Origin of the sequence: Herbidospora daliensis (assembly GCF_001570585.1) — a bacterium.
GTDB lineage: Bacteria > Actinomycetota > Actinomycetes > Streptosporangiales > Streptosporangiaceae > Herbidospora > Herbidospora daliensis.
This window is the reverse complement of the sequence record NZ_BBXF01000002.1, coordinates 1,000,898-1,023,846: the sequence shown is the minus strand read 5'-3', so window position 1 is coordinate 1,023,846 and position 22,949 is coordinate 1,000,898. Positions and strand designations below refer to the sequence as shown.

The 22,949-nt window shown below is 70.5% G+C and carries 22 protein-coding genes; 6 read left to right on the top strand and 16 right to left on the bottom strand.

What is annotated here, in order from left to right:
- Positions 1-6 precede the first annotated feature (6 nt).
- The gene (locus tag AW274_RS11200) at positions 7-612 is read right to left on the bottom strand and encodes a response regulator (RefSeq protein ID WP_062430959.1); all 606 of its coding nucleotides are present in this window, start codon (positions 610-612) and stop codon (positions 7-9) included.
- Positions 609-1,721: a GAF domain-containing sensor histidine kinase gene (locus AW274_RS11195; RefSeq protein ID WP_062430958.1), complete on the bottom strand. Its 1,113-nt coding sequence runs from the start codon at positions 1,719-1,721 to the stop codon at positions 609-611. Before AW274_RS11195 ends, AW274_RS11200 begins: the two co-directional genes overlap by 4 nt.
- Positions 1,722-1,813: 92 nt before the next feature.
- On the opposite strand from AW274_RS11195, the gene AW274_RS11190 reads away from it, so the two are divergent.
- The 3 genes from AW274_RS11190 (at position 1,814) to AW274_RS11180 (ending at position 4,095) form a co-directional block, all read left to right on the top strand.
- On the top strand, positions 1,814-2,476 hold the full coding sequence (locus AW274_RS11190; protein ID WP_062430957.1) for an SDR family NAD(P)-dependent oxidoreductase: 663 nt from the start codon (positions 1,814-1,816) through the stop codon (positions 2,474-2,476).
- On the top strand, positions 2,473-3,450 hold the full coding sequence (locus AW274_RS11185) for an S-adenosylmethionine:tRNA ribosyltransferase-isomerase (protein ID WP_062430956.1): 978 nt from the start codon (positions 2,473-2,475) through the stop codon (positions 3,448-3,450). The genes AW274_RS11190 and AW274_RS11185 overlap by 4 nt, the downstream gene beginning before the upstream one ends.
- A gap of 99 nt (positions 3,451-3,549) precedes the next feature.
- Positions 3,550-4,095: a DUF11 domain-containing protein gene (locus AW274_RS11180; RefSeq protein ID WP_062430955.1), complete on the top strand. Its 546-nt coding sequence runs from the start codon at positions 3,550-3,552 to the stop codon at positions 4,093-4,095.
- A gap of 61 nt (positions 4,096-4,156) precedes the next feature.
- Here AW274_RS11180 and AW274_RS11175 read toward each other — a convergent pair whose 3' ends face one another.
- Together AW274_RS11175 and AW274_RS11170 are read right to left on the bottom strand one after the other, a co-directional pair.
- Positions 4,157-5,203 (bottom strand): ABC transporter permease, encoded by a 1,047-nt coding sequence (locus tag AW274_RS11175; RefSeq protein ID WP_157520014.1) that lies wholly within the window; start codon positions 5,201-5,203, stop codon positions 4,157-4,159.
- A complete protein-coding gene (locus AW274_RS11170) occupies positions 5,200-6,057 on the bottom strand; it encodes an ABC transporter ATP-binding protein (protein ID WP_232320074.1) in 858 nt (285 codons plus the stop codon). The genes AW274_RS11175 and AW274_RS11170 overlap by 4 nt, the downstream gene beginning before the upstream one ends.
- A 256-nt stretch (positions 6,058-6,313) precedes the next feature.
- On the opposite strand from AW274_RS11170, the gene AW274_RS40185 reads away from it, so the two are divergent.
- Positions 6,314-6,961: a hypothetical protein gene (locus tag AW274_RS40185; protein ID WP_157520012.1), complete on the top strand. Its 648-nt coding sequence runs from the start codon at positions 6,314-6,316 to the stop codon at positions 6,959-6,961.
- 53 nt (positions 6,962-7,014) lie between these two features.
- Here AW274_RS40185 and AW274_RS11155 read toward each other — a convergent pair whose 3' ends face one another.
- Entirely contained in the window at positions 7,015-7,896 is an 882-nt protein-coding gene (locus tag AW274_RS11155; protein ID WP_062430951.1) for a lysophospholipid acyltransferase family protein, read from the bottom strand.
- Positions 7,893-8,621 carry a GNAT family N-acetyltransferase gene (locus AW274_RS11150; protein WP_062430950.1) on the bottom strand — a complete coding sequence of 243 codons (729 nt, stop codon included), beginning with the start codon at positions 8,619-8,621 and terminating at the stop codon, positions 7,893-7,895. The genes AW274_RS11155 and AW274_RS11150 overlap by 4 nt, the downstream gene beginning before the upstream one ends.
- Positions 8,622-8,766: 145 nt before the next feature.
- On the opposite strand from AW274_RS11150, the gene serB reads away from it, so the two are divergent.
- Positions 8,767-9,987: a phosphoserine phosphatase SerB gene (gene serB, locus AW274_RS11145; protein WP_062430949.1), complete on the top strand. Its 1,221-nt coding sequence runs from the start codon at positions 8,767-8,769 to the stop codon at positions 9,985-9,987.
- Here the strand turns inward: serB and AW274_RS42615 are convergent.
- From AW274_RS42615 to AW274_RS11120, 5 genes are all read right to left on the bottom strand, one after another.
- Positions 9,971-12,046 (bottom strand): FUSC family protein, encoded by a 2,076-nt coding sequence (locus AW274_RS42615; RefSeq protein ID WP_062430948.1) that lies wholly within the window; start codon positions 12,044-12,046, stop codon positions 9,971-9,973. The two genes, serB and AW274_RS42615, sit on opposite strands and share 17 nt — an antisense overlap.
- Entirely contained in the window at positions 12,030-12,488 is a 459-nt protein-coding gene (locus AW274_RS11135; RefSeq protein ID WP_063813230.1) for a SixA phosphatase family protein, read from the bottom strand. Before AW274_RS11135 ends, AW274_RS42615 begins: the two co-directional genes overlap by 17 nt.
- Positions 12,489-12,674: 186 nt before the next feature.
- Positions 12,675-14,975 (bottom strand): sodium-translocating pyrophosphatase, encoded by a 2,301-nt coding sequence (locus AW274_RS11130; protein WP_062430947.1) that lies wholly within the window; start codon positions 14,973-14,975, stop codon positions 12,675-12,677.
- A 370-nt stretch (positions 14,976-15,345) separates the two neighbouring features.
- Positions 15,346-15,801 carry an ATP-binding protein gene (locus AW274_RS11125; protein WP_062340505.1) on the bottom strand — a complete coding sequence of 152 codons (456 nt, stop codon included), beginning with the start codon at positions 15,799-15,801 and terminating at the stop codon, positions 15,346-15,348.
- 2 nt (positions 15,802-15,803) lie between these two features.
- Entirely contained in the window at positions 15,804-16,154 is a 351-nt protein-coding gene (locus tag AW274_RS11120; RefSeq protein ID WP_030456213.1) for an STAS domain-containing protein, read from the bottom strand.
- 158 nt (positions 16,155-16,312) lie between these two features.
- On the opposite strand from AW274_RS11120, the gene AW274_RS11115 reads away from it, so the two are divergent.
- Positions 16,313-18,649, top strand: a complete 2,337-nt coding sequence (locus AW274_RS11115) for a DEAD/DEAH box helicase (protein WP_439648757.1) — start codon at positions 16,313-16,315, stop codon at positions 18,647-18,649.
- Here the strand turns inward: AW274_RS11115 and AW274_RS11110 are convergent.
- The 5 genes from AW274_RS11110 to AW274_RS11090 all read right to left on the bottom strand — a co-directional run bounded on the left by AW274_RS11110 (position 18,628) and on the right by AW274_RS11090 (position 22,257).
- On the bottom strand, positions 18,628-19,005 hold the full coding sequence (locus AW274_RS11110; protein WP_063813333.1) for an Rv3654c family TadE-like protein: 378 nt from the start codon (positions 19,003-19,005) through the stop codon (positions 18,628-18,630). The two genes, AW274_RS11115 and AW274_RS11110, sit on opposite strands and share 22 nt — an antisense overlap.
- Positions 19,006-19,521: 516 nt before the next feature.
- Positions 19,522-19,944 carry a TadE family type IV pilus minor pilin gene (locus AW274_RS11105; RefSeq protein WP_063813227.1) on the bottom strand — a complete coding sequence of 141 codons (423 nt, stop codon included), beginning with the start codon at positions 19,942-19,944 and terminating at the stop codon, positions 19,522-19,524.
- Positions 19,941-20,228 carry a DUF4244 domain-containing protein gene (locus AW274_RS42935; protein ID WP_083974008.1) on the bottom strand — a complete coding sequence of 96 codons (288 nt, stop codon included), beginning with the start codon at positions 20,226-20,228 and terminating at the stop codon, positions 19,941-19,943. The genes AW274_RS11105 and AW274_RS42935 overlap by 4 nt, the downstream gene beginning before the upstream one ends.
- A 298-nt stretch (positions 20,229-20,526) precedes the next feature.
- On the bottom strand, positions 20,527-21,255 hold the full coding sequence (locus tag AW274_RS11095) for a type II secretion system F family protein (protein ID WP_232320073.1): 729 nt from the start codon (positions 21,253-21,255) through the stop codon (positions 20,527-20,529).
- 285 nt (positions 21,256-21,540) lie between these two features.
- A complete protein-coding gene (locus tag AW274_RS11090; RefSeq protein ID WP_157520010.1) occupies positions 21,541-22,257 on the bottom strand; it encodes a type II secretion system F family protein in 717 nt (238 codons plus the stop codon).
- Positions 22,258-22,949: the final 692 nt, after the last annotated feature.

The following is a 22,949-nucleotide window of genomic DNA, read 5'->3' as shown; positions in this document are numbered from 1 at the left end:
CGCCTTCTAGGCGAGTCCGTGACGCACGGCGTACAGGGCCGCTTGGGTTCGGTCCTGTACGCCCAGCTTCATCAGCACGTTGGACACATGCGTCTTGACGGTCTTCTCGGCGACGTCGAGCGCCCGCGCGATCTCGCGGTTCGACCGGCCGCCGGCGATCAGCGCCAGCACCTCGCGTTCGCGGTCGGTCAGCGCCACCGCCTCCGACGACGACGGCGTCAGCATCGCCTCGGCCGCCTCGGGGGCCAGCGCGACCTGGCCGCCGTGCACGGCCCTGATGGCCGACACCAGCGCCGCCGGGTCGACGTCCTTGTAGAGGAAGCCCGCCGCCCCGGCCCGCATCGCGGGCGCGACGTCGCCGCGTTCGGTCATCGAGGTCAGCACGATCACCCGGGCGGCGCCGTCGAGCTCGGCCAGCGCGCCCAGCCCGTCGAGGACGGGCATCTTCAGGTCGAGCAGCACGACGTCGGGCGACAACGCGCGGGCCAGCTTGACGGCCTCGGCGCCGTCGCCGGCCTCGGCCACGACCTCGATGTCGCCCTGGACCTCGAGGAACGTGCGCAGGCCCTGGCGCACGATCGGATGGTCGTCGGCGATCAGCACCCGGATCATGTCGGCACCACCATCCTCACCGTCGTCCCGGCCCCCGGCCGGGAGATCACGTCAAGCCTGCCACCGACTCCGGCCGCCCGGTCGCGCATCGACTCGAGCCCGAGGCCCCGGGTGGGCTCGCCGTCGAAGCCGCCGCCGTCGTCGACGACCTCCAGCACGAGGTCGGCGTGTTCGAGCCAGAGCCGCACCCGCAGCGTGGAGCAGCCCGAGTGGCGCAGCGCGTTGTGCTGGGCCTCCTGGGCGACGCGCAGGACCGCGACCTCGGTCTCGGCCCGCAGCTCGCCGTCGAAACGCCCCTCGAAGGTGACCGCCGGGGCGTGGAGGCGGTCGAGCAGGCCGACGTTCTTGCGCAGCGTCTCGACCAGGCCGTGGCTGTCGAGCTCGGCCGGCCGCAGCTCGACGATGACCTCTCTGAGCTCGGCCAGCGCCTCTCCGGCCATGCGCTGCACGGTGTCGAGCTCGCGCGCGGCCCGTTCGGGGTCGGTGGCCAGCAGCGCCCTGGCGGCCTGGGCGGTGAGCCGCAACGAGAAGAGCTTCTGGGTGACGGCGTCGTGGAGCTCGCGGGCCATGCGCTGGCGCTCCTCGATGACCGTCAGCTCGCGCCCGCGTTCGTAGAGGCGGGCGTTGGTCAGCGCGATGGCGGCGTGGGCGGCGAAGAGGGTCAGCACATCTTGGTCGTCGTGGGTGAACGGCCCGCACGCCTTGTTGGCCAGGAAGATGATGCCGAGCACCTGGTCGCCGTCCTGGATCGGCACGCCGAGGAAGTCCTTCAGCACCGGATGGGCCTTGGGCCAGCCGTCGAAGCGGGGATCGCGGCGCACGTCGCCGAGCCTGACCGGGGTGCCCTCGCGCAACATCGCGCCCAGCAGGCCGTGCTGGCGCGGGGTGGGGCCGATGGCCGCCCACTGCTCGGGGGTGATCCCGTCGGCGACGAACTCGGCGAACGACCCGTCGTCGTCGGGCACGCCGAGGGCGGCGTAGCGGGCGTCCAAGAGCTCCCGGGCCGAGCGCACGATGACCTGCAGCACCTCTCGCGGGGAGAGGTGCCGGGTGACCGCGAGGACGGCCGCGCTGACGGCGTTCAGCAGGGCGTCCTGACTATCCCGCATGATTGCCACCCTAAGTCCTAGCCCGGAAGGCCTAGGTCCGGCCGGTCCCGGGCCCGATGTGCTCGATCGCCGGAATTCCTAGCGTTGAGCCCATGAAGAACGCACTGATCACCGGGGCCTCCCGAGGGCTCGGGCTGGCGCTGGCCACCGAGCTCGCCAAGGACGGATGGCACCTGACCCTGACCGCCCGCGGCGCCGACGACCTCGCCGAGGCGGCCGGGCGTCTCGGCGCGACCGCGATCGCGGGGGACGTCGCCGATCCCGCGCACCGCGAGCGGCTGGCGGAAGCCGTACCGGACCTGGATCTGCTGGTGAACAACGCCAGTGGGCTGGGGGCGGTGCCCCTTCCGGCGCTGGGCGACTATCCCGTGCCCGTGCTGCGGCAACTGCTGGAGACCAATGTGGTGGCCCCGCTGGCGCTGACCCAGGCGGTGCTGCCCGCGCTGCGCCGCCGCAAGGGGGCCGTCGTCAACGTCTCCTCCGACGCCGCCGTCGAGCCCTACGAGGGGTGGGGCGGGTACGGCGCGACCAAGGCCGCGCTGGAGCAGCTCTCCAACGTGCTGGCCGTCGAGGAACGCGACGTGGCCGTCTGGTGGCTCGACCCGGGCGAGATGCGGACGCGGATGCTGGCCGACGCGATCGGGCCGCAGGAGGCGGGCGAGGCGCCGCTCCCCGACGAGGTCGCGCCGCTGATCGTCAGGCTGGTCGCCGAGCGCCCGGCCAGCGGCCGCCACACCAAGGGGAGCCTGGCATGAGCATCGACTTCGCCCTGCCGTCGGTCAACGAGGCCCACCGCCCGCCGGAGGCTCGCGACTCGGTCAAGCTCATGGTCTCCGACCGGCTGACCGGCGCGATCACCCACCACGCCTTCACCGACCTGCCCGAACTGCTCGACCCCGGCGACCTGGTCGTGGTCAACAACTCGCGCACCCTGCCGGCCGCCGTGAAGCTCGACCGGTTGTGGGTGCACTTCTCGACCGAGCTGCCCTGGGGTGAGTGGCTGGTCGAGCTGCGGTGCCCGGGAGGCACCACGTACCAGGGCGGGGCGCCGGGCGAGTGGCTGCCGCTTCCGGGCGGGGCCACGCTGCGGCTGGTCGAACGTTTCACCCCTCGGTTGTGGAAGGCCCGGCTCGACGCCGACGTCGTCGGCTACCTGGAGCGGCACGGCACGCCGATCCGCTACTCCTACGTCGACCGCGACTGGCCCATCGACGACTACCAGACCGTGTTCGGCCGGATCCCGGGCAGCGCCGAGATGCCCAGCGCCGGACGGCCGTTCACCACCCGGCTGGTCACCGACCTGGTCTCCCGGGGGATCACGATCGCGCCGGTCACCCTGCACACGGGGGTGGCCTCACCCGAGAAGGACGAGCCGCCCTACGCCGAACGGTTCGAGGTCCCGGCGTCCACCCGGCGGCTGGTGCGGATGACCAAGGAGAACGGCGGCCGGGTGATCGCGGTCGGCACGACGGTGGTGCGGGCGCTGGAGACCGGCCACGACGAGGGCTGGACGTCGCGGATCGTCTCGCCGGAGCATCCGCCCGAGGTCGTCGACGGGCTGCTGACCGGGCTGCACGAACCCCGGTCCACCCATCTCATGATGTTGTCGGCCGTCGGGGGCGCCGATCTCGTCATGAAGTCGTATGAGGCGGCGCTCGACCACGGTTATCTGTGGCACGAGTTCGGCGACGTCCATCTCATCCTTGGAACGCGCCGAATCGACATATAAAAGATCTTTCGCAGTTCAGCCGGGAAATGGTAGGAAATCCCTTCGAGTATCACGGGGGTTCCTTCTCTCTCCCCGTCTGTTCATTGGGAGACAAAACACATGCGCACTGTCACGCGCACGATCGCAGGGGTCGCCCTGCTGGCCGCGGCGGCGTTAGTCGCCCCGGCCGCCGCCTCGGCCACCACCGCCGACGACCCGTGGTCGCAGTTCAAGGTCACGAAGCTGTCGTACACGAAGAAGGCCAAGCCGGGTGGCTACGTCACCTACACCTTCGAGGTGACCAACAACGGCCCCCACGCGGCCGACTACTTCGACGTCGGCGGCCTCCTCCCGAAGGACGTCGACCTCAAGAAGAAGATCTCCTACGGCGCCGGCGACGGGCTGAAGTGCTTCCTCGACGGGCGCCACTTCCTGTGCCCCAACGACTTCATCCTCGACGTGGGCGACTCCACCTGGGTGAGTCTGCGGTTCCAGCTGAAGAAGACCGCCAAGGGCACCCAGACCGGCAAGGTCGGCGCCTGGGTGTACGACATCCCCGCCGGCGCGGAGAACCTCGACCGGGCCCGCCTGCGCGAGCAGAACCTCAAGGGCTGGGAGATGATGCGCACCGTCAAGACGGCGGTCGTCAAGCCCAAGAAGAAGTAGCGGCACCCCAAGGCACCCCCACAACCCGCCGTCGTGGCCGCGACGGCGGGTTCCCGCTTTCCTAGACGTCGTCCCAGCGGAACACCTTCATCGCGATCAGGCTGATGACCAGCCCGAACGCCAGCACGATGCCCAGTTCCGGCAGCGCCGACAACGGACTCTGCCCGCGCACCATCACGTCGAGCAGGCCCTGGTTGAGGTGCTTGAGGGGGAAGACGTTCGACAACGTCTGGAGCCAGCCGGGCGCGGCGTCGAGCGGGATGAACGAGCCCGACAGGAACGCCATCGGCAACACGATCAGGTTGGCGATGCCCGACGCGGCCTCCGCCGACTTGGCCAGCCCGCCCGCGACCAGGCCGATCGCCATGAACGTCAGGGTGCCCGCGATGATCAGCGGGATCGACATCCACCAGTAGGCCGACAGCTGGAGCCCGAAGTAGGGCAACGACGCGACGCCCAGGAAGATCGCGGTCTGGATGAGGGCGATGACGACGCTGACGCCGACGCGGGCCCCGACGACCGACCCGAGTGAGACGGGGGCCAACCGCAACCGCCGCAGGATGCGCTTCTCCCGCCAGGTGACCAGCGTCGCCGCCGCCCCGAACGCCGCGCCCATGGCGACCGCCCAGCTCAGCAGGCCGGGGGTGACGTACTGGATGGCCTTGAGCGAGTCGTCCTCGACCTGCTGGGCGCTCATCGTGAAGCGCTGCGGCACCCCAGCGGCGTTGGCCTGGGCGACGACCTGCCGGAGCACACCCTGGACGGTGCCCGACCGCACCTGGTCGGCGGCCGAGTAGAAGACCTGGAGCGCGTCGCCCTGCTGGCTGATCGCGGCGACGACGTCTCCCTCCTTGACCTTCTCGCGCGCGGCGGCCGGGTCGTCGCTCTTCTGGATCTCCAGGACGTCGCCCAGCCCCGCCGCGCTCTGTTCCAGCAGCGGCACCTGGCCGACCTGGATCACCGTCATCTTGGACGTGCCCATGTCGCTGAAGACGCCGCCGAACAGGACCAGGAACATCAGCGGGAACAGGATCGAGAAGAACAGCGCCGACCGGTCACGGAACCAGCCGAGCAACATCGCCCGCGACAGGGACGTGAAGGCGGTCACGCGCGGTACTCCCGTCCGGTGAGGTTGAGGAAGACGTCTTCGAGGGTGGCCCCGCGCACCTGGATGCCGGTGAGCAGGTTGCGCTCGGCCAGCGCGGTCAGCACCCGGGCCGGGTCGTCGGTGCCGATGGTGACCGAGACGCCGTCGTCGTCGACGGAGGCCCCCGGGCCGGCGAGTTCGGCGGCCGACTCGACGGTGAGCGTGCCGGTCTCCAGGCTGATGCGGGTGACCGCCTCCAGCCCTCTGACCAGGGTGGCCGGGGCGCCGAGTTCGAGGATGCGGCCGTCGTCCATGATGGCGACGCGGTCGCAGAGCGACTCGGCCTCGTCCATGTAATGGGTGGTCAGCACGACCGTGCGGCCGTCGTCGTTGATCTGCCGCAGCAGGTCCCACAGGTTGCGGCGGGCCTGCGGGTCGAGGGCGGCGCTGGGCTCGTCCAGGAAGACGATGTCGGGGTCGTGGACGAGGGCGCAGGCGATGGACAACCGCTGCCCCTGGCCGCCCGACAACCGTTCGGCGGGGGTGTCGGCCTTGTCCTCCAGCCCGACCTGGCCGAGCATCTCGTCGGCCTTCTTGTGGGCCACGCCGTAGAGGGACGCAAAGGTCCTGATCTGCTCGCGCGCGGTGAGCCGCTCGAAGAACGAGGTCGCCTGCAGCTGTACGCCGATCCGCGTCAGCAACTTCGCGTTGCGCGGCCACGGGCGCATGCCGAGGACCTCGACGGTGCCGGAGTCGGCCTCCCGGAGACCTTCGACGATCTCCAGCGTGGTGGTCTTCCCGGCCCCGTTCGGCCCGAGGATGCCGAAGAACTCGCCCTCCTCGACGGAGAACGAAACACCGTCTACGGCGCGCACCTGACCATAATGTTTTCGCAGATCATTGACGATGATCGTGGAGCCCATGGGGCGAAGACTACCTAGGGAACAAGCTAGGCGGGCGATTCGCCCCAACTGTTATCAACAGCCCCGTTCGCCGCTGTTATCACGATTTTGCACGATACGTAACCGCTGCCTCACGAATCGCATTTCCCGGCGGGTATTGCTGATCTTGGCGCCTCCGCGAGGCCGAACACGCGGGCGCCTCACTTCAGACCGACCAGGAGAAACTTCAGTGATTCACCGTTCCACGACCGGGTCATCGCACCCGCTGACCAAGGCGTCCTTCCTGACCGCCGCGGCGGCGACGCTGATGACGAGTGGTCTCCTCTCCACGGCGACGCCCGCGCAGGCGGCCGAAGCCCGCCAGGTCACGAGCCACCACGTGGTGGCCGCTCCGCAGGGGCCCAGCTGCAACCACTGGGACTGCGGCCGCTGGCCCAAGTACAAGCACAAGCCGTGCTACATCTGCAAGGGCCGTCCCGGCCCGCCCGGACCTCCCGGACCTCCCGGAATGCAGGGACCGCCCGGACCTCCCGGACAGTCCGGCACCTCGATCGACACCGCCTTCCAGGGGAACAACAAGTTCATCGGTTACGCCCCCGGCAACGGCACCACTCTGGTCCGGGACCCGCGCACCAACCCGTTCTGGAACAACCTCAGCAGCGTGCCCGGATACCCGGGCAACGTGACCGGGGTGTCCCTGGCCGTGATGGGCAACGACCTGCACGTCACGGTCGCCAGCGCCTCAGGCCAGATCCGGCAGACGTCGTGCACGGTCAACCCGACACCGGGCACCGGCATGAACCCGGCGTGGCCCGGCAACTGCACGGCCTTCGTGAACCACACTCCGCCGCTGCGACTGGCGAAGTTCGACCGCTGATCGTGAATCGGAGGGACAGGCGATCAGGCCCTTGGCCTGGTCGCTTGTCGGCGTCAGGAGTGCAGGCCGCCGTGGGTCGCCCCCAGGGCGGTCCGGACCTGGGCCTCGGCCACTCCGGCCAGGGAGCGCCGGGTCTGGCCGGTTCCGGCGACCGGCGGGAACATGGTGACCTCGACGGTCATGTGCTTGGTCGAGGCCACGCGGGCGATCGAGCCGATCAGGGAGTCGCCGCCGACGTAGCAGGGCCTGGCGGAGGTGGCGTCGTCCTCCAGGTAGCGGATCGTCGCCGGGCGGACGGCCGCGCCCGCGTCGATGGCGGCCTGGAACAGGGCCGGGCGGAAGCCGCCCATGCTCTGGCCGCACCAGGTGGTGCCCTCGGGGAAGGCGACGACGGTGTCGCCCGCGCGCAGGGCGCCGGTCACCTCGCCGACCGTACGGGGCAGCAGGCTGAGCCGTTCGCGGTCGATGAAGATCGCGCCGGAGCCGGCGACGAGCGTGTTGATGAGCGGCCAGTGGGCGATCTCGCTCTTGGCCAGCAGCCGCGAGGGCATGACGGCCGCCATCACGAGCGGGTCGAGCCACGAGATGTGGTTGGCCACCATGAGGGCCCCGGCCTCGTCGGAGACGGCCTTGACGGCCACGGCCGCGCCGCCGACGAACGCGAACCCCTGGGCGACCGTGACCTTGATGCCAAGGGCCCGCAGCAGCAGCCGCGACCACGCCATCGTCACCCGCGCCAGCGTCTCGGCCGACAACCGCCGGGCGAACACCGCGAAGACCAGCCCGGCGGTGAGCACGACGACGGCGCCGACCAGCCGCGCCCCCTGCCTGACCAGCCCGGCCGGCCGGCGCGCGGGCGCCACGCAGAGGTCCGGCTCGCAGGGCGCCAGCGGCAACCAGGGCGTGAGCGCCCGGACCGGCGCCGTGATGGTCATGCCGCCTCTCCCAGGAAGTGCCGCAGGTAGCGGGCGTCGACGTTGGCCAGCGAGAGCAGCACGAAGAAGTCGGCGGTGCCGAAGTCGGCGTCGTGGGCGGGCGCGCCGCAGATCCAGGAGCCGAGCCGCAGGTAGCCGCGCAGCAGCGGCGGGATCACGAACCGCTCCGGCGGGGTGCCGCCCGTCCACGGCCTGCGCGGGGTGACGCGGTACTCCTCGGGCCCGAGGTCGATGTTGGCGACCACGCCCGCGGCGGCCGCGCCGTTGTCGTCGAGGGGCACCGAGCAGCACCCGGCGAGCCAGGAGTGGCCGCCGCCGACCATGTAGTGGGCGATGCCGGCCCACATCAGGCCCATCACCGCGCCGCCCCGGTGGTCGGCGCGCACGCAGGTGCGGCCCACCTCCACCAGGCCGTCGCGGACGCCCGCCAGCCGGGCGGTGTCGAAGTAGCCGTCGGAGTACATCCGGTCGGTGCGCCCGGGGGGCAACATCCGGTAGGTGCCGACGACCTCGGTGCCCGCGCGCACGATGAGGTGGTCGCAGTAGGCGTCGAACCGGTCGGCGTCGAGCCCGGACACCGGGGAGTCGAGCCGCGCGCCCATCTCCCCGGCGAACACCTCGTAGCGCAGCCGCTGGGCCGCCTGGACGTCCGCCGCGCTGGTGGCGAGGCTGACGGAGTACCGTCCGCGGGCGTCCGTGAGGTGGAGTTCCCTTTCAGTCTTCATGAGGGAAATGACGACATGAGGAAGTGACGAAGATCTCTCACTTTTCGGGCGTGTCGGCGTCCGCATGGTGAACCTGGTGTACGGCCCCGGGATCAGGCCCAGTAGCGTTGAGACGACGGAACCGTCCTACGCCCAGAGATCCGGGATGAAACAGCGCACTCTTCTGATCACGCTCACCGGTCCTGACCGCCCTGGGGTCACCTCCCGACTCTTCTCCGTACTCTCCGGTTTTCCCGTGACCGTCGCCGACGTCGAGCAGGTGGTCATCCGCGGCCGCCTGACGCTGGGCGTGCTGGTGGCCTACGCGGGAGGCAAACCGAAGGGCACCGGTGAGACCATCGGCGGCCTGTGGACCGCAATCGAGCAGGTCGCAGCCGACCTGGACATGGACCTCGAACTCACCACCGGGACCGCCTCCAAGGAGGCCCGCAGGCGAGGGCGCCTGCACATCTCGGTGCTCGGCAACCCGCTCACCCCGGCCGCGATGGCCGGGATCACCGGCCGCATCGCGGCCAGCGGCGCCAACATCGACCGCATCGAACGCCTGTCGTCCTACCCCGTGACCTGCATCGAGATGGCCGTCTCGGGCGCCGACCCGAAGACGCTGCGGTCCGAGCTAGCCATTGAGGCCAGCCACCAGCAGGTCGACGTGGCGGTGCAGCGCACCGGCATCCTCCGCCGGGCCAAGCGCCTGGTGGTCATGGACGTCGACTCGACCCTCATCCAGGGCGAGGTCATCGAACTGCTGGCCCGCCACGCGGGCAACCTCGACGAGGTGGCCCGGGTGACCGAGGCGGCGATGCGCGGCGAACTCGACTTCGCCGAGTCGCTGATCCGCCGGGTCGCGCTGCTCGAAGGGCTGCCAGAAGAGGTCTTCGAGAAGGTCGCCAAGGAGGTCGTGCTCACCCCCGGCGCCCGCACCCTGGTCCGCACGCTGAAGCGGCTCGACTACAAGTTCGCGATCGTCAGCGGCGGGTTCACCCAGATCACCGACACGCTGGTGGCCGACCTGGGCATCGACTACTCGGCCGCCAACACCCTCGAAGTGGTCGACGGCCGGCTGACCGGGAAGGTCGTCGGCGAGATCGTCGACCGGCCCGGCAAGGCCCGCGCCCTGGAACGGTTCGCCAAGGAGGCCGGGATCGCGGTCACCCAGACGGTCGCGGTCGGCGACGGCGCCAACGACCTCGACATGCTGGAGGTCGCCGGGCTCGGCATCGCCTTCAACGCCAAGCCGGTGGTCCGGGCCAAGGCCGACACCGCGCTGAACGTGCCCTACCTCGACTCGATCCTCTACCTGCTCGGCATCTCCCGCGAAGAGGTCGAGGCGGCCGACGCCGAAGACGGCCTCACCGGTCCCCGGTAGCCAGGCTCACCACCCGCGCCGAGTCGTCGGCGAGGGCCTTGAGCGCGTGGTCGGCCGCGGCCGCGTGCAGCAGGGCCCTCCTGACCTCGGTGCGGGAGTCGGCCGGGTCGGCGTCGAGCTCGCCCAGCCGGGTGACGGCCAGCTTCCCGAGCCAGGTCCGCAGTTCCGAAAGCGTCTGGTCGACGTCGCCCTGCGGCTGATAGGGCAATCCTTCCTGTACGGCCACCGCCCCGCCCTCCAGCCGGTCGGCCACCGCGTGCAGCACGGCCGGAGCCGGGCCGACGTCGTTGCCCGGGTCCTCCCGCAACACCGAGGTCAGCGTGATGAGCCCGTCGCGGACCCTGGTCACCTCTTCGAGCAGCTCGGCGACGTGCCCGGTCTCGCCCGCGCCGGGTTCGTGCGCCATCGCGGCGATGCCCTGCCCGACCGCCTCGGCCATGTCGGCGGCCCGCCGGATGGCCAGTTCGGCCGCCCCTTCGGGCCGCCTGCCCCGGGTCGCCTCGGCCAGCGTCCGGGCCGCCAGGGCGTGCGCCCTGAGCAGGTCGGCCATCCGCCGGCGCAGTCGCACCCCCTCGCCGCGCGGCCACAACAACCGCACGCAGGCCAGCGCGATGGCCCCGCCGAGCACGTTCAGCCCGATCCGGAACCCGGCGATGTCCCAGGTCTGCATCTCCTGGATGTCGATCAGCAGCAGCACGCACATGGTCATGAACGTGGCCCAGTAGGCGTAGTGGACGGCGTACAGGCCGAACCCCAGGCCGGCGCTGACCACGATCAGGGCGGCGAGCACGCCGTACCCGGGGGCGATCAGCAGCACCACGGCGGCGACCAGCGCCCCGGCGATGCTGCCGCCGACGCGGGCGCCGGCCTTGTCGAGGGTCTCGCCGTAGGTGGGCTGGATGGTCAGCAGCACGCCCAGCGCCAGCCACTGCGCGTGCTCCGGGGTGAAGATCGCGATGATCACGCACGCCATCGCGGTGCCCAGCATGGCCCGCAGCAGATGGCGGAACCCGGGGTCGTCCCTGGTCAGGCGCATCGCCGGGGATCTAGGAACGATCATGATGGCGTCGGTGACCGGGCTCTCCACCGGCAGCTGCGGGATCGGGATGAGCACCGACTTCAGCTTCATCGCCGGCATCGTCACCTGGTCGAGGGCGGCCCTGATGCGCGTCGCGGCGTGGTCGATCTGGCGCAGCAGCACCAGCCGCAGCAGCTCCCGCTCGTCGTCGGGGCGTTCGCCGCGCAGATCGTCGATCAGGGCGGCGAAGTCGACCTCGGCGATCTCGACGTCGTCGCGGAACAGGGCCCGGGTGCGGGCGGCCAGTTCGGCGGTCAGCGGTTCGATCTCCGTGCGCAGGCCCGTCGCATCGGCGAGTTCGCGCAGCGTGATGGCCTCGTAGAAGACCCGGCGCAGGGCCGTGGTGACCCGCTCGGCGTCGCGCGAGCGGCGTTCCCAGCGGTGCCGGGCGCAGGCGGTGCGGGCGTCGTGGAGGGCGCTCGCGACCTCGTCGCGCAGGTCCTCCCGGCGCTCGCCGTCGAAGGTGGCCTCCAGCAGGTCGGCCAGCAACCCGGCGGCCTCGGCCAGGGTGGCCGCCAGCGGGCGGGTGCGCCGCCAGGCCCACGGCAGCGTCAGCAGGAAGGCCGCCAGCAGCCCCCCGACCACCTGGAGGACCAGATGGGGGATCGGGTCGACCGGCAGCGGGTTGGCGGCCGTGAGCAGCAGCGCCAGCGGCGCGGTGAAGCCGACCACCGGGAACCTGATGGCCAGGGCCGCCGCCAGCGTCGCCACCGGGATCAGCAGCCAGTCGTTCCCGACGAGTAAGACACCCAGGACCGACCCTGCGGCCAGCACGAGCACGCCGGCGAGCATGAACGACAGACGTACACCCGGCGGATCGGGATTGGCCCTGATGGTCACCAGGAAGGCGCCGAGCGCCACCACGCCGCCCACGTCGGGCTGCCCGGTGGCCAGCCCGATCAGGAGCGGGATGAGCAGGCCGGCCGCGCCGACGAGGCCGTAGCCGACGGCGAGGCCGCGGTCTCTAAGGCTGGTGGCCATCGACCAGGGTGCCGGTGCCCGGGTCGAGCTCCTCCCACGGCCCCGGCAGCTCGATCACGGCGAACGCCCCCGGCTTGAAGTTCTCGGTCTGCGGCCCCGACAACTGCACCACCAGGTCGTGGACCGAAGGGTTGTGCCCGACCAGCACCAGCGTGCCGACCTCGGGATCGGTGCGCCGCACGATCTCGATCAGTTCGTCGGTGTACGCCTCGTAGACGTCCCGTTCGAACTCGATGGGCACCCCGTCGAGGCCGAGGAGTTCGGCGGTCAGCCGGGTGCGCGCCGACGGCGACGCCACGATCAGGTCGGGTGTCAGCCGGGCGATCAGCTCACCGGCCTCACGGGAGTTGCGCTCGCCTCGGCTGGTCAGCACCCGGTCGAAGTCGAGCACCCCGGGCGTGTGCTCGGCCTTGGCGTGCCGCAACACGATCAGCGTCTTCACGCGGTCTACTCCCCTTTCAGGGCATCGCCCACATGGCGAGGGCCACGATGACGGCGAACATCAGAGCCATGCCGAGCAGAATCCCCGCCAGGCCGCGGCCACCCTTGTCGTTCATGGAAGTCGAGTCTATGGACGTGCGGCGGCCCCCCGGCACGTGGGTGCCGGGGGGCCGCCGTCGCCGGGGGTCTAGCTGACCACCGGCTCCAGCTTCTTCTCGTTGTCGCTGTTCGGACGGTCGATCGTCACCGAGCGCCGCTTCGACGCGATGATCGCGCCGATCACGACGACCACGGCCACGACCGTCACGCCGATCCGCAGGGCGACGTTGTCGTAGTAGGTCACGACGGCCGGCGCGATCAGCAGCGCGACCAGGTTCATGACCTTGATCAGCGGGTTGATGGCCGGACCGGCGGTGTCCTTGAACGGGTCGCCGACGGTGTCGCCGATGACCGTCGCGGAGTGGGCCTCGGAGCCCTTGCCGCCGTGGTGGCCGTCTTCGACGAGCTTCTTGGCGTTGTCCCAGGCGCCGCCCGAGTTCGACAGGAAGACCGCCATCAGGGTGCCGGCCGCGATGGCCCCGGCCAGGAAGGCGCCCAGCGGGGCGTATCCCAGCGCGAAACCGACCGCGATCGGGGTCATGACGGCCAGCAGACCCGGCGTCGCCAGCTCACGCAGCGAGTCCTTGGTGCAGATGTCGACCACGCGGGAGTAGTCGGGCAGTTCGGTGCCCGCCATGATCCCGGGCTTGCTGCGGAACTGGTCGCGTACCTCGAAGACCACCCGCATCGCCGCGCGCCCGACGGCCATGATCGCCAGACCGGAGAACAGGAACACCACGGCCGCGCCGATGATCAGACCGACGAGCACGTTCGGCGCGTCGACGCTCAGCGAGAAGTTCGCGAACCCGCCCAGCATGCTCTTGACCTCGGTCGAGGCCCCGGCCAGCGCCGTCTCCACGGCGGTGCGGAACGAGCCGAACAGCGCCGTCGCCGCCAGTACGGCGGTCGCGATCGCGATGCCCTTGGTGATCGCCTTGGTCGTGTTGCCCACGGCGTCGAGCGAGGTCAGCACCTGCGCGCCCTCGCCCTCGACGTCGCCGGACATCTCGGCGATGCCCTGCGCGTTGTCGGAGACCGGGCCGAAGGTGTCCATCGACACGATCACGCCGACCGTGGTCAGCAGACCGGTGCCGGCCAGCGCCACCGCGAACAGCGCGACGGTGACGTTGCCGAAGCCGAGCAGGAAGGCGCCGTAGACCGCGCCGCCGATCAGGAGCGCCGAGTAGACGGCCGACTCGAGGCCGACCGAGATGCCCGACAGGATGACGGTCGCGGGGCCGGTCAGCGAGCTCTCGCCGATCTCCTTCACCGGACGGCGGTTCGTCTCGGTGAAGTAGCCGGTGAGGATCTGGATCGCGCTGGCCAGCACCAGGCCGACGAGCACCGCGCCGATGGCGATCCAGCGCGGGTCGGCGTCGAGGTTCTGCACGCCGCCGTTCAGCTCGGCGAAGCTGCCCGGCAGGTAGAGGAACGCCGCCACCGCCACGAAGATCGCCGAGATGATCGCGCTGATGAAGAAGCCGCGGTTGATGGCGGCCATCGCGTTGCGGTCGCCCGCCCGGGGGGCGGTGATGAAGATGCCGATGATCGCCGTGATGACGCCGATCATCGGGACGATCAGCGGGAACACCAGGCCCTCGGTGCCGAACGCCGCCTTGCCCAGGATCAGCGAGGCGACCAGCATGACCGCGTACGACTCGAACAGGTCGGCCGCCATGCCGGCGCAGTCGCCGACGTTGTCGCCCACGTTGTCGGCGATGGTCGCCGGGTTGCGCGGGTCGTCTTCGGGGATGCCCTGCTCGACCTTGCCGACCAGGTCGGCGCCGACGTCGGCGGCCTTGGTGAAGATGCCGCCGCCGACTCGCATGAACATCGCGAGCAGCGCCGCGCCGAAACCGAAGCCTTCGAGGACGCTCGGGGCGTCTCCCTTGTACGCGAACACCACGATGGCCGCGCCCAGCAGGCCCAGCCCGACGGTGAACATGCCCGCCACACCACCGGTGCGGAAGGCGATGCGCATCGCCGTCTTCTCACCGGACTCACGGGCCGCCGCGGCGACGCGGACGTTGCCGCGCACCGCCAGCCACATGCCGATGAAACCGGTCAGCGCCGAGAACAGCGCGCCGATCACGAAGAAGACGCTGCGCCCGATACGCACCCCCGTCGTCTCCGCCGGCAGCAACAGGAGCACCAGCGGGATCAACACGACAAAGATGGCAAGCGTCTTGAACTGCCGGGTCAGATAGGCGGCAGCACCCTGCTGAACAGCTTTCGCGATGTTCTGCATGCGCTCGGTGCCCTGGCCCGCCGCGAGAACCTCGCGTACGAGCCCGCCCGCGACAGCGAGGGCGAGCAGGGCCACGGCCGCCACCACGACAACGAGAGTGAGGTGACCACCGCTCAGGGAAACCGCCGTACCGTCATCCACGGCTAGAAAATGTGCAGGAGCAGACAATCCGTCCTCCTCGGCCAGACGGGTAGGTCCTGCCCGGGAGTGGCTGCCCCAAAATGTTACGGCTGCCCCGTAGGAGGAGAGCTCCGGCGGCGCACTTCCGGGTCATTGGCAGTGCCGCTTCCGGTTGCGTTCCGCAATACCTTGGCCGGTGCCGGGTACTCTACGCAGCGCTCCGCCATATATGAACCCCCTGCGCCCCGCAAATTGGTGAACAGATCGGCTGCGGATTGGGCATCGCCGTATGTCACGGGGATTGCGCACAAGTAAAAAAGGGCTCCCGGATGACCGGGAGCCCTGACTTCGAAACGCGAGCCGTGACCGGCCTGAGCCGGTCACCGCTCACTCAGACCGCGGCCAACCCGTTGGGGGTCGGAGCGGCCGGCCAGCTCATTCTGATCTTCACGCCGTTGGGGCCGGGAGAGACCTCGACGTCGTCGGCCAGGCCCGCGATCACCGCGATCCCGAGGCCGGGCATCTCGGGCACTATCCCGAGCATCGCGTCGACCAGCCGGTATCCGTCAGAGGAATCGACGGCCTTGAGGTCGTCGCTGGGGGCGGCGTCGGTCACGGTGACCTCGAACCGCCCCGAGTCGTCTTTGAGCTCGATCCGGATCGGCTCCCCCGGACAGTGGAGACGATGTGCCTCCACGGCCCGGGAGCACGCCTCTCCGACGGCGAGCCGCACTTCGTCCAGCAGCGCCTCGGCCACCCCGGTGCGCCGGGCGATGGCCGTCGCGACCAACCGAGCGGTACGCACGTGGGCCGGTAGCGCGCTGAACGTCAGCTCGACGGTGGCCATGACTACTTGTCTCGGCCGTGGGCTTCCTTGGCCTCCTCCACAGAGGCGTAGATCCCGAAGACCTTGGTCAGTCCGGTGATCCGGAAGATCTTCAGAATCCGCTCCTGAGTGCAGACGAGTTCCAGGGAGCCATCGTGCGCCCGCACCCGCTTGAGCCCGCCGACCAGCACACCAAGGCCGGTCGAGTCGAGGAAGTCGACCTTCTCCATGTTCACGAGAAGGTGGAAGTTCCCCTTGTTCACCAAATCGATGAGCAGCTCACGCAATCTGGGCGCGGTGTAGACGTCGATCTCACCCTCAACCTCGACGATGGTGAGTCGGTCCTCGGTACGGTGGTCCAACTTCAGATCCACTGATCCTCCAGCGCCTTGCCTGCGTAGGTCCCGATGCGGATCGTGCATCCTAGGAAAGCACGACCCCGACGCGCGGCATTCAACCACGCCACGCCCCTGTGTCTATACGAAATCACGACTCCGGGCGACTCTCCCCCGAGATGCCAGGATGGAAACCCATGACTTCGCAGACGTCCCCTGCTCTTCCCCGAGAGCGTACGCCAAACCGGAACGGTCCTCTTCTCGACCGCCTGGTCACGGTCGCGGGCCGCCACGGGCGGGTCACTCATGTGGAGCATGTTCCGGCACGTCAGGCAGGTCAAGCCCAGTGGCCCACCTGGGTCCCCCCGCTGGTGAGGGAGGGTTTCGAGGGACTCGGGATACAGGGGTTGTGGAGCCACCAGTCAGAGGCCGCCGACCTGGCCCACCGTGGCCAAAACGTGATCATCGCCACAGGCACCGCGTCGGGGAAGTCGCTGGCCTATCTGGTCCCGGCGCTGACCGAGGCCCTGTCGGGCGGCACCGTGCTCTACCTGACCCCGACCAAGGCCCTGGCGGCCGACCAGCTCCGCTCGGTGGCCGCGCTGGGCGTCCAGGGCCTGCGGGCCGCGACCTTCGACGGCGACACGCCCCATGAGGAACGGGTCTGGGTCAGGCGCAACGCCAACTACGTCCTGACCAACCCCGACATGCTGCACCGCTCGATCCTGCCGAGGCATTCGGCCTGGACGTCGTTCTGGCGGCGCCTGCGACTGGTGATCGTCGACGAGTGCCACGGCTACCGCGGCGTCTTCGGCTCCCACGTGGCCCAGATCCTGCGCCGCCTGCGCCGGGTCTCCGCGAAGTACGGCGCCTCCCCGGTGTTCTTCCTGGCCTCGGCAACGGCGAGCGACCCGGCGACGACCGGGATGCGTCTGACGGGCCTCCAGATGGCCGAGGTGACCCTGGACGCCTCCCCCAGAGGCACGACGACGGTCGCCCTGTGGGAGCCGCCTCTGACCGATCTGCGCGGCGAAGGTGGAGCTCCAATTCGCCGGGCCGCCACCGCCGAGGCCGCCGACCTGCTGGCCGACCTCGTGGTCGACGGGGTCCGCACCCTCGCGTTCGTCCGCTCCCGCCGCGCGGCGGAGACGGTCGCCCTCACCGCGAGGTCCCATCTCGAAGACGCCGGCGTCCCCCTGACCGACAAGATCGCCGCCTACCGGGCGGGCTACCTGGCCGAAGACCGCCGCCTGCTGGAGAAGTCCCTGCGCTCGGGCGACCTCCTCGGCGTGGCCACCACCAACGCCCTGGAACTCGGCGTCGACGTGTCGGGCCTCGACGCGGTCCTGATCGCCGGCTGGCCCGGCACCAGGGCCAGCCTGTGGCAGCAGGCGGGCCGGGCAGGCCGAGACGGCCAAGACGCCCTGGCGGTCCTGATCGCCCGCGACGACCCCCTCGACACGTATGTCGTCCACCACCCAGAAGCCCTCTTCGGCCGCCCGGTCGAGGCGACGGTCCTCGACCCCGACAACCCCTACGTGCTGGCCCCCCACCTGTGCGCCGCCGCCGCCGAGGTCCCCCTGACCGAGGCGGACCTGGAGATCTTCGGCCCCGCCGCGGCCTCGGTCCTGGACGACCTGGTGGCCGACGGCCTGCTACGCCGCCGCCCCACGGGCTGGTTCTGGACCAGCCGCGACCTCGCCGCCGGCCTGGCCGACATCCGCGGCTCGGGCGGCTCACCGGTCCAGATCGTGGAGACCGACACCGGCAGGCTCCTCGGCACCTGCGACGAGGCGTCCTCCCACACCTCGGTGCACACCGGCGCGGTGCACATCCACCAGGGAGAGACCTTCGTCGTCGACGAACTAGACCTGGAGATGGGCGTCGCCCTGGTCACCTCAGGCACCCCCGACTACTCGACCTTCGCGCGCGACGTGACCGACATCGCCGTGCTCGAATCCCTCCGCTCCCACCCGCTGGGCCCCGGCGAACTGCACTTCGGTTCGGTCGAGGTGACCCGCCAGGTGGTCTCCTACCTGAAACGCCGAACCTCGACCGGCGAGATGCTCGGCGACGAGCCCCTGGACCTCCCACCCCGCAGCCTGCGCACCAAAGCGGTCTGGTGGACCTTGCCCGCAGAATCCCTGCCCGCCGAGATCGGCGACCTGGGCGGCGCGGCCCACGCGGCCGAACACGCGTCGATCGGCCTGCTCCCCCTGTTCGCAACGTGCGACCGCTGGGACATCGGCGGAGTCTCGACCGAGTTGCACCCCGACACCGGCCGCCTGACGGTCTTCGTGTACGACGGCCACGCGGGCGGCGCCGGCTTCGCCGAACGTGGCTTCGGCAACGCGGAAGCCTGGCTGACCGCGACCAGAGACGCGATAGCGTCGTGCGAGTGCGGGCACGGGTGCCCGAGCTGCATCCAGTCGCCGAAGTGCGGAAACGGCAACGAGCCGTTGAGCAAGCGCGGGGCACTGGAGTTGTTGGACGTCCTGCTGGGGCCTCCCTCTCAGCGCTCGGCGTCGAGGTAGACGGGCCCGGCCCGGGACGTGGCCGACGCCTCCCGTTCGTCGAACCCCGGAAACCGGAGCCGGACCCCTGCCGTGACCTTGGAGACCCCGTTTTCGACCTCGCACGAGACGACCCGGGCGTCGTTGGCGACGACGACCTCCGCCGCCCTCCCACAGGCTTGCTGGGGGGCCGCGAGGGCCAGCTGGGCGGCGGCCAGAGCGCCCAGGTCGGCGGCGGTGCGGGCGGCGTGCACGGCCACCCTCGCCATCCCGACCTGGACGAGCACGTAAGCCGCCCCCCACACCAGAACCATCACCGCGACGACCCAAACGGTCGCCGAACCGCGGTCACGTCTATCGCCTTGCGCTCTCACCATCGCCCCCTGCTCCTCGCCAACCGACCATCGCGTCGGGACAGCCATCTCTTCGCCGAGTTCGCGCCGCGGCAGCACGCTTTTCGTCCGCCGAACTTCGCCCTCACGGCATCGCACCCTCATCGCCGAACTCGGCCTCACGGCAGTTCATCTGCTCTCGGCCGCCGCACTCGCTGACGCAGCAGCACGCCCCTCTTGGCCGCCGCACTCGCTGACGCAGCAGCACGCCCCTCTTGGCCGCCGCACTCGCTGACGCAGCAGCACGCCCCTCTTGGCCGCCGCACTCGCTGACGCAGCAGCACGCCTCTCTTGGCCGCCGAACCCTCTGACGCCGCGGCACGCCATGGTCCGTCGCCAAATCTGGCGTCACGACAGCGCATCTGCCTCGGCCTCCGCCCACGCTGTCACAGCAGCACAACCCTCATCAGTCGCTGAAACCGTCGTCGCAACACCGCACCTGTTCGGCCGCCGAGCCCGTCGTTTTCGACAGCGCACCGTCGTCTGCCATCGGACTCGCGGTCACGGCAGCACACCGTCGTCGGTCACCGAACTCGTTGTCGCCGCAGCGCATCCATCTCGGCCACCACACGGCAGCACGCCCTTCTCGGTCGCCGAAGTCGCCGACGCGGACACCGCCACCTCGGGCAGCGCCATCGCCCAGGCAGGCCGAACCCGGACCCGCACCGTCACCTCCGTGAGCGCCGCCCCCACCGCCACCTCGACCGTGGCCCCCGCAGGCGCGACCGCGAGCGCTCCCTCACGCACGGCGGAGATCCCGTCTCCCCGGGCCGCCGCCCGTGCACCGGCCCGCGCGGCGTCGACGCACTCCAGCCGGGCTCCGACCACGCTCACCGCCCACAGGGCGACGCCGAGGACCACCACGAGCGCGGGCAGCGCTGCGGCCGTCTCGGCGGTGACCGAACCGCGCTCGCGCGGGCTCATCCGGCCAGCGCCAGCGCCTTCTGCACGAGCGAGCTGAGCATCTCCTGGACGTCGGGCGAGGTCACCACCTTGAACAGCAGCCCCGCGAACCCACAGGCCGCGATGGTGCCGACGGCGTATTCGGCGGTCGACATCCCCGCGTCGGCCCGCCTGCTGCCGCCCTGCTCGGCCAGCACCCGGGCCGCCCGTGCGGCCGCTTCCCGCAACCGCTCGGCTCCCCGCGCCCGCTTGGCCTTGGCGGTCGTGGCCCGCGTCCACGAGATGCCCTTGGACTTGACGTTCACGCGTCCTCCTGACACCGGTCCGGACCCTCCGTCCCGGCGCTGCCAGCCTGCCGATCCGGACGCTGTTTCCACCGGCTCCACCCTCGGTCTGTGGAAAACGAAAGACCCTGTGGAAAACTCAAAAGACCTGCGTGTACGGGGGAATCGAACCCAAAACCCACATGGAGACCGCGCGGTTATCCACACCTGTGGACAACTTCCGTCCACACCCTGTGCAGTACCGCGAGCCGGTGTGGAAAACCTCGCCCGAAGATCATGACAGGCCGCCCGAACGACGGTCGACGCGAACCCGCCACCGTCAAGGCGCGAGCACCTGAGCGGCCAGCCCCGCGACGACCGGAATGATGCCCAGAAAGCAGAACGCCGGCAGAAAGCACAACCCCAGCGGCGCCACCGCCTGCACCCCCACCCGCCGCGCCGCCGTCGAAGAGGCGGCCCGCCCGGCCTGCCGGGCGTCTTCCGCAACTCGGGTGAGCACATCGGCGACGGGCGCCCCCGACTCGACCGCCCGCGCGATGGCCCTGGCCAGCAGCGCGAGCGCGTCCTCGGCCGCGAGTCCCCGCCACACCTCGACGGGATCGGCGCCCAGCCGCATCTGCCCGCCCGCCCAGCGCAACCGCTCCCCCAACGGCCCGTCGACGACCCGGGCGACGATCTCGATCGCCCCCACGAGCGGCTGACCGGCCCGCAGGCACTCGGCCATGAGATCGGCGGCGAACGGCAGATCGGCCCGGACGAGCTCCTTGCGACGGCGCTCCTGAGGAGCCTCCTGCCGTCTGAGATGAACGACCACCAGCCCTGCCAGTAACACCCCCAACACGACCCCGGTGACCCCGCCGACCACGAGCACCACCAGCACGAGCACCGGCCCCGCGACCAGGACGATCCGGCCAGCCGGGTTCTCGGCGACCGGAGCCTGAACCTTGGGAGGCTCGACCACGGCCTTGAGCCGCTCGGCGGCAGTACGCCGAACCGGCCAGCACATGACGGCAAGCGCCACGCACAACCCGGAGAGAATCCCCACCATCGCGTCCTCCTCTCTTGGTCTCGACCGGGAGCGCCCAGATCAGACCCGCTTCGACCGGACCTCCCTCAGCGGACGCCCATCCGTGGACGCCCACCCGTAGACGCCCACCCGTAGACGCCCACCCGTAGACGCCCCTTCGCGGACGCCCCTTTCGCAGACGCCGCTTCGCGGACGCCCCTTTCGCAGACGCCGCTTCGCGGACCCGACAGCTCGACGCCGAGTCTTAGGGCGTTGGTCGTGGCCACGCCGAGCAGGTCGCCCGAGCGCCGCCCCTTCGCCCACGCCCTAGCGGACGCTCTCTTCTGCCTTCCGAACCATGCGATCCGTCCACCGCAGCCCCGCGACATTGAGCACCAACCCCACGACGAGGCACCCCATCCCCGGCAGGGTCGTGAAGAGGAACGGCAGCGGCTGCATCCCCAGCCCGGCCGCCATCAATAGCCCCAGCACGGGCAAGCCCGCGAGCAGCCGAGCCGTCGCCCGGGGCCCGGCGAGCTGCGCGGAGATCTCCTGCCGATGGTTCTCCATGTCCCGCAACGCCCCGCCCACACGCTCCACGAGAGGCGCGAGCCCGCCACCGACGCTGACCCCGACCTCCCAGCAGGACGCCAGCCTCCGCAGCCCCTCACCCCCGGCTGGAGGCGCCGCATCGATCAGCGCCGCCGCGACGTCCCCACCGTCGCGAGCCACCCGCGCAACCGGCCGAAGCGCTTTCACGACTTCCGGCGGCCCTTCGATGGCGCCGATGGCCCTGGAGAGGGCCTCACCGGGCGTCCGCCCGGCGGAAAGCTCGGCCACGACCGCCTGACACAACTCGACCGTGCCACCGCGCCAGGCCCGCGTCAGCCCCTTGCGTGACCGTCTGGCTTTCAGCAGGTCGGGCAGCGAGAACCCTCGGCCCGCCTCACGCGTCAACTGCGCCAGGCGCACGGCGGGAACCGAAGGCCCGAACCACACCCAAACCGCCAGACCGGCGCATAACCCAACAAGCGAAGTGATCATCCAACCTCCAGAAAGCTCTGCGCCTCACGACGGCAAGCACCAGCGGCTCCGCGCTTCCGCCCTGGGCGCTCGAAGGTGCTGCCACATCACCTGCAGCGGCCCTTCAACCGGCTCTACACGCGACCTAGCAGTCGCCGGTTGGCAATACCTCCTCGCACAAACCGGGGACTCTCACAGAACTCAGAGCCCAGTCGCATGGCTCCGGACGCGTCACACCCTCGGGCGTCGCCCAGCACCTTGGACTTTCTCGCACGACTCCGGACCTCGTCACATGCCCGCAGACCTCGTCGCACGCCCAGACCTCGTCGCACGCCCAGACCACTTCGCATGACGTCGGCCACGTCACGCAATCCGGCGCCAGACAACCCACCGCGCCGCGCAGACCGCCCTAACCCGTTACAAGGCAGCTCGGAAACGGCCGGTTGCCGCCACTCACGGAGAGATCCGGAGGTGGCGGGAGGTGCCGGCCAGGCGAAGCCGTAACGGAAAGGAATTCAATGCATCCGCTCCACCAGCACATCCCAGCTCACCGCCCGAAGCACCGTTCCCGCACATCCCAGCTCACCGCCCGAAGCACCGTTCCCGCACATCCCAGCTCACCGCCCGAAGCACCGTTCCCGCACATCCCAGCTCACCGCCCGAAGCACCGTTCCCGCAGGGCCCCGATCGCCGCCCCCTCCCGCACCCCACCC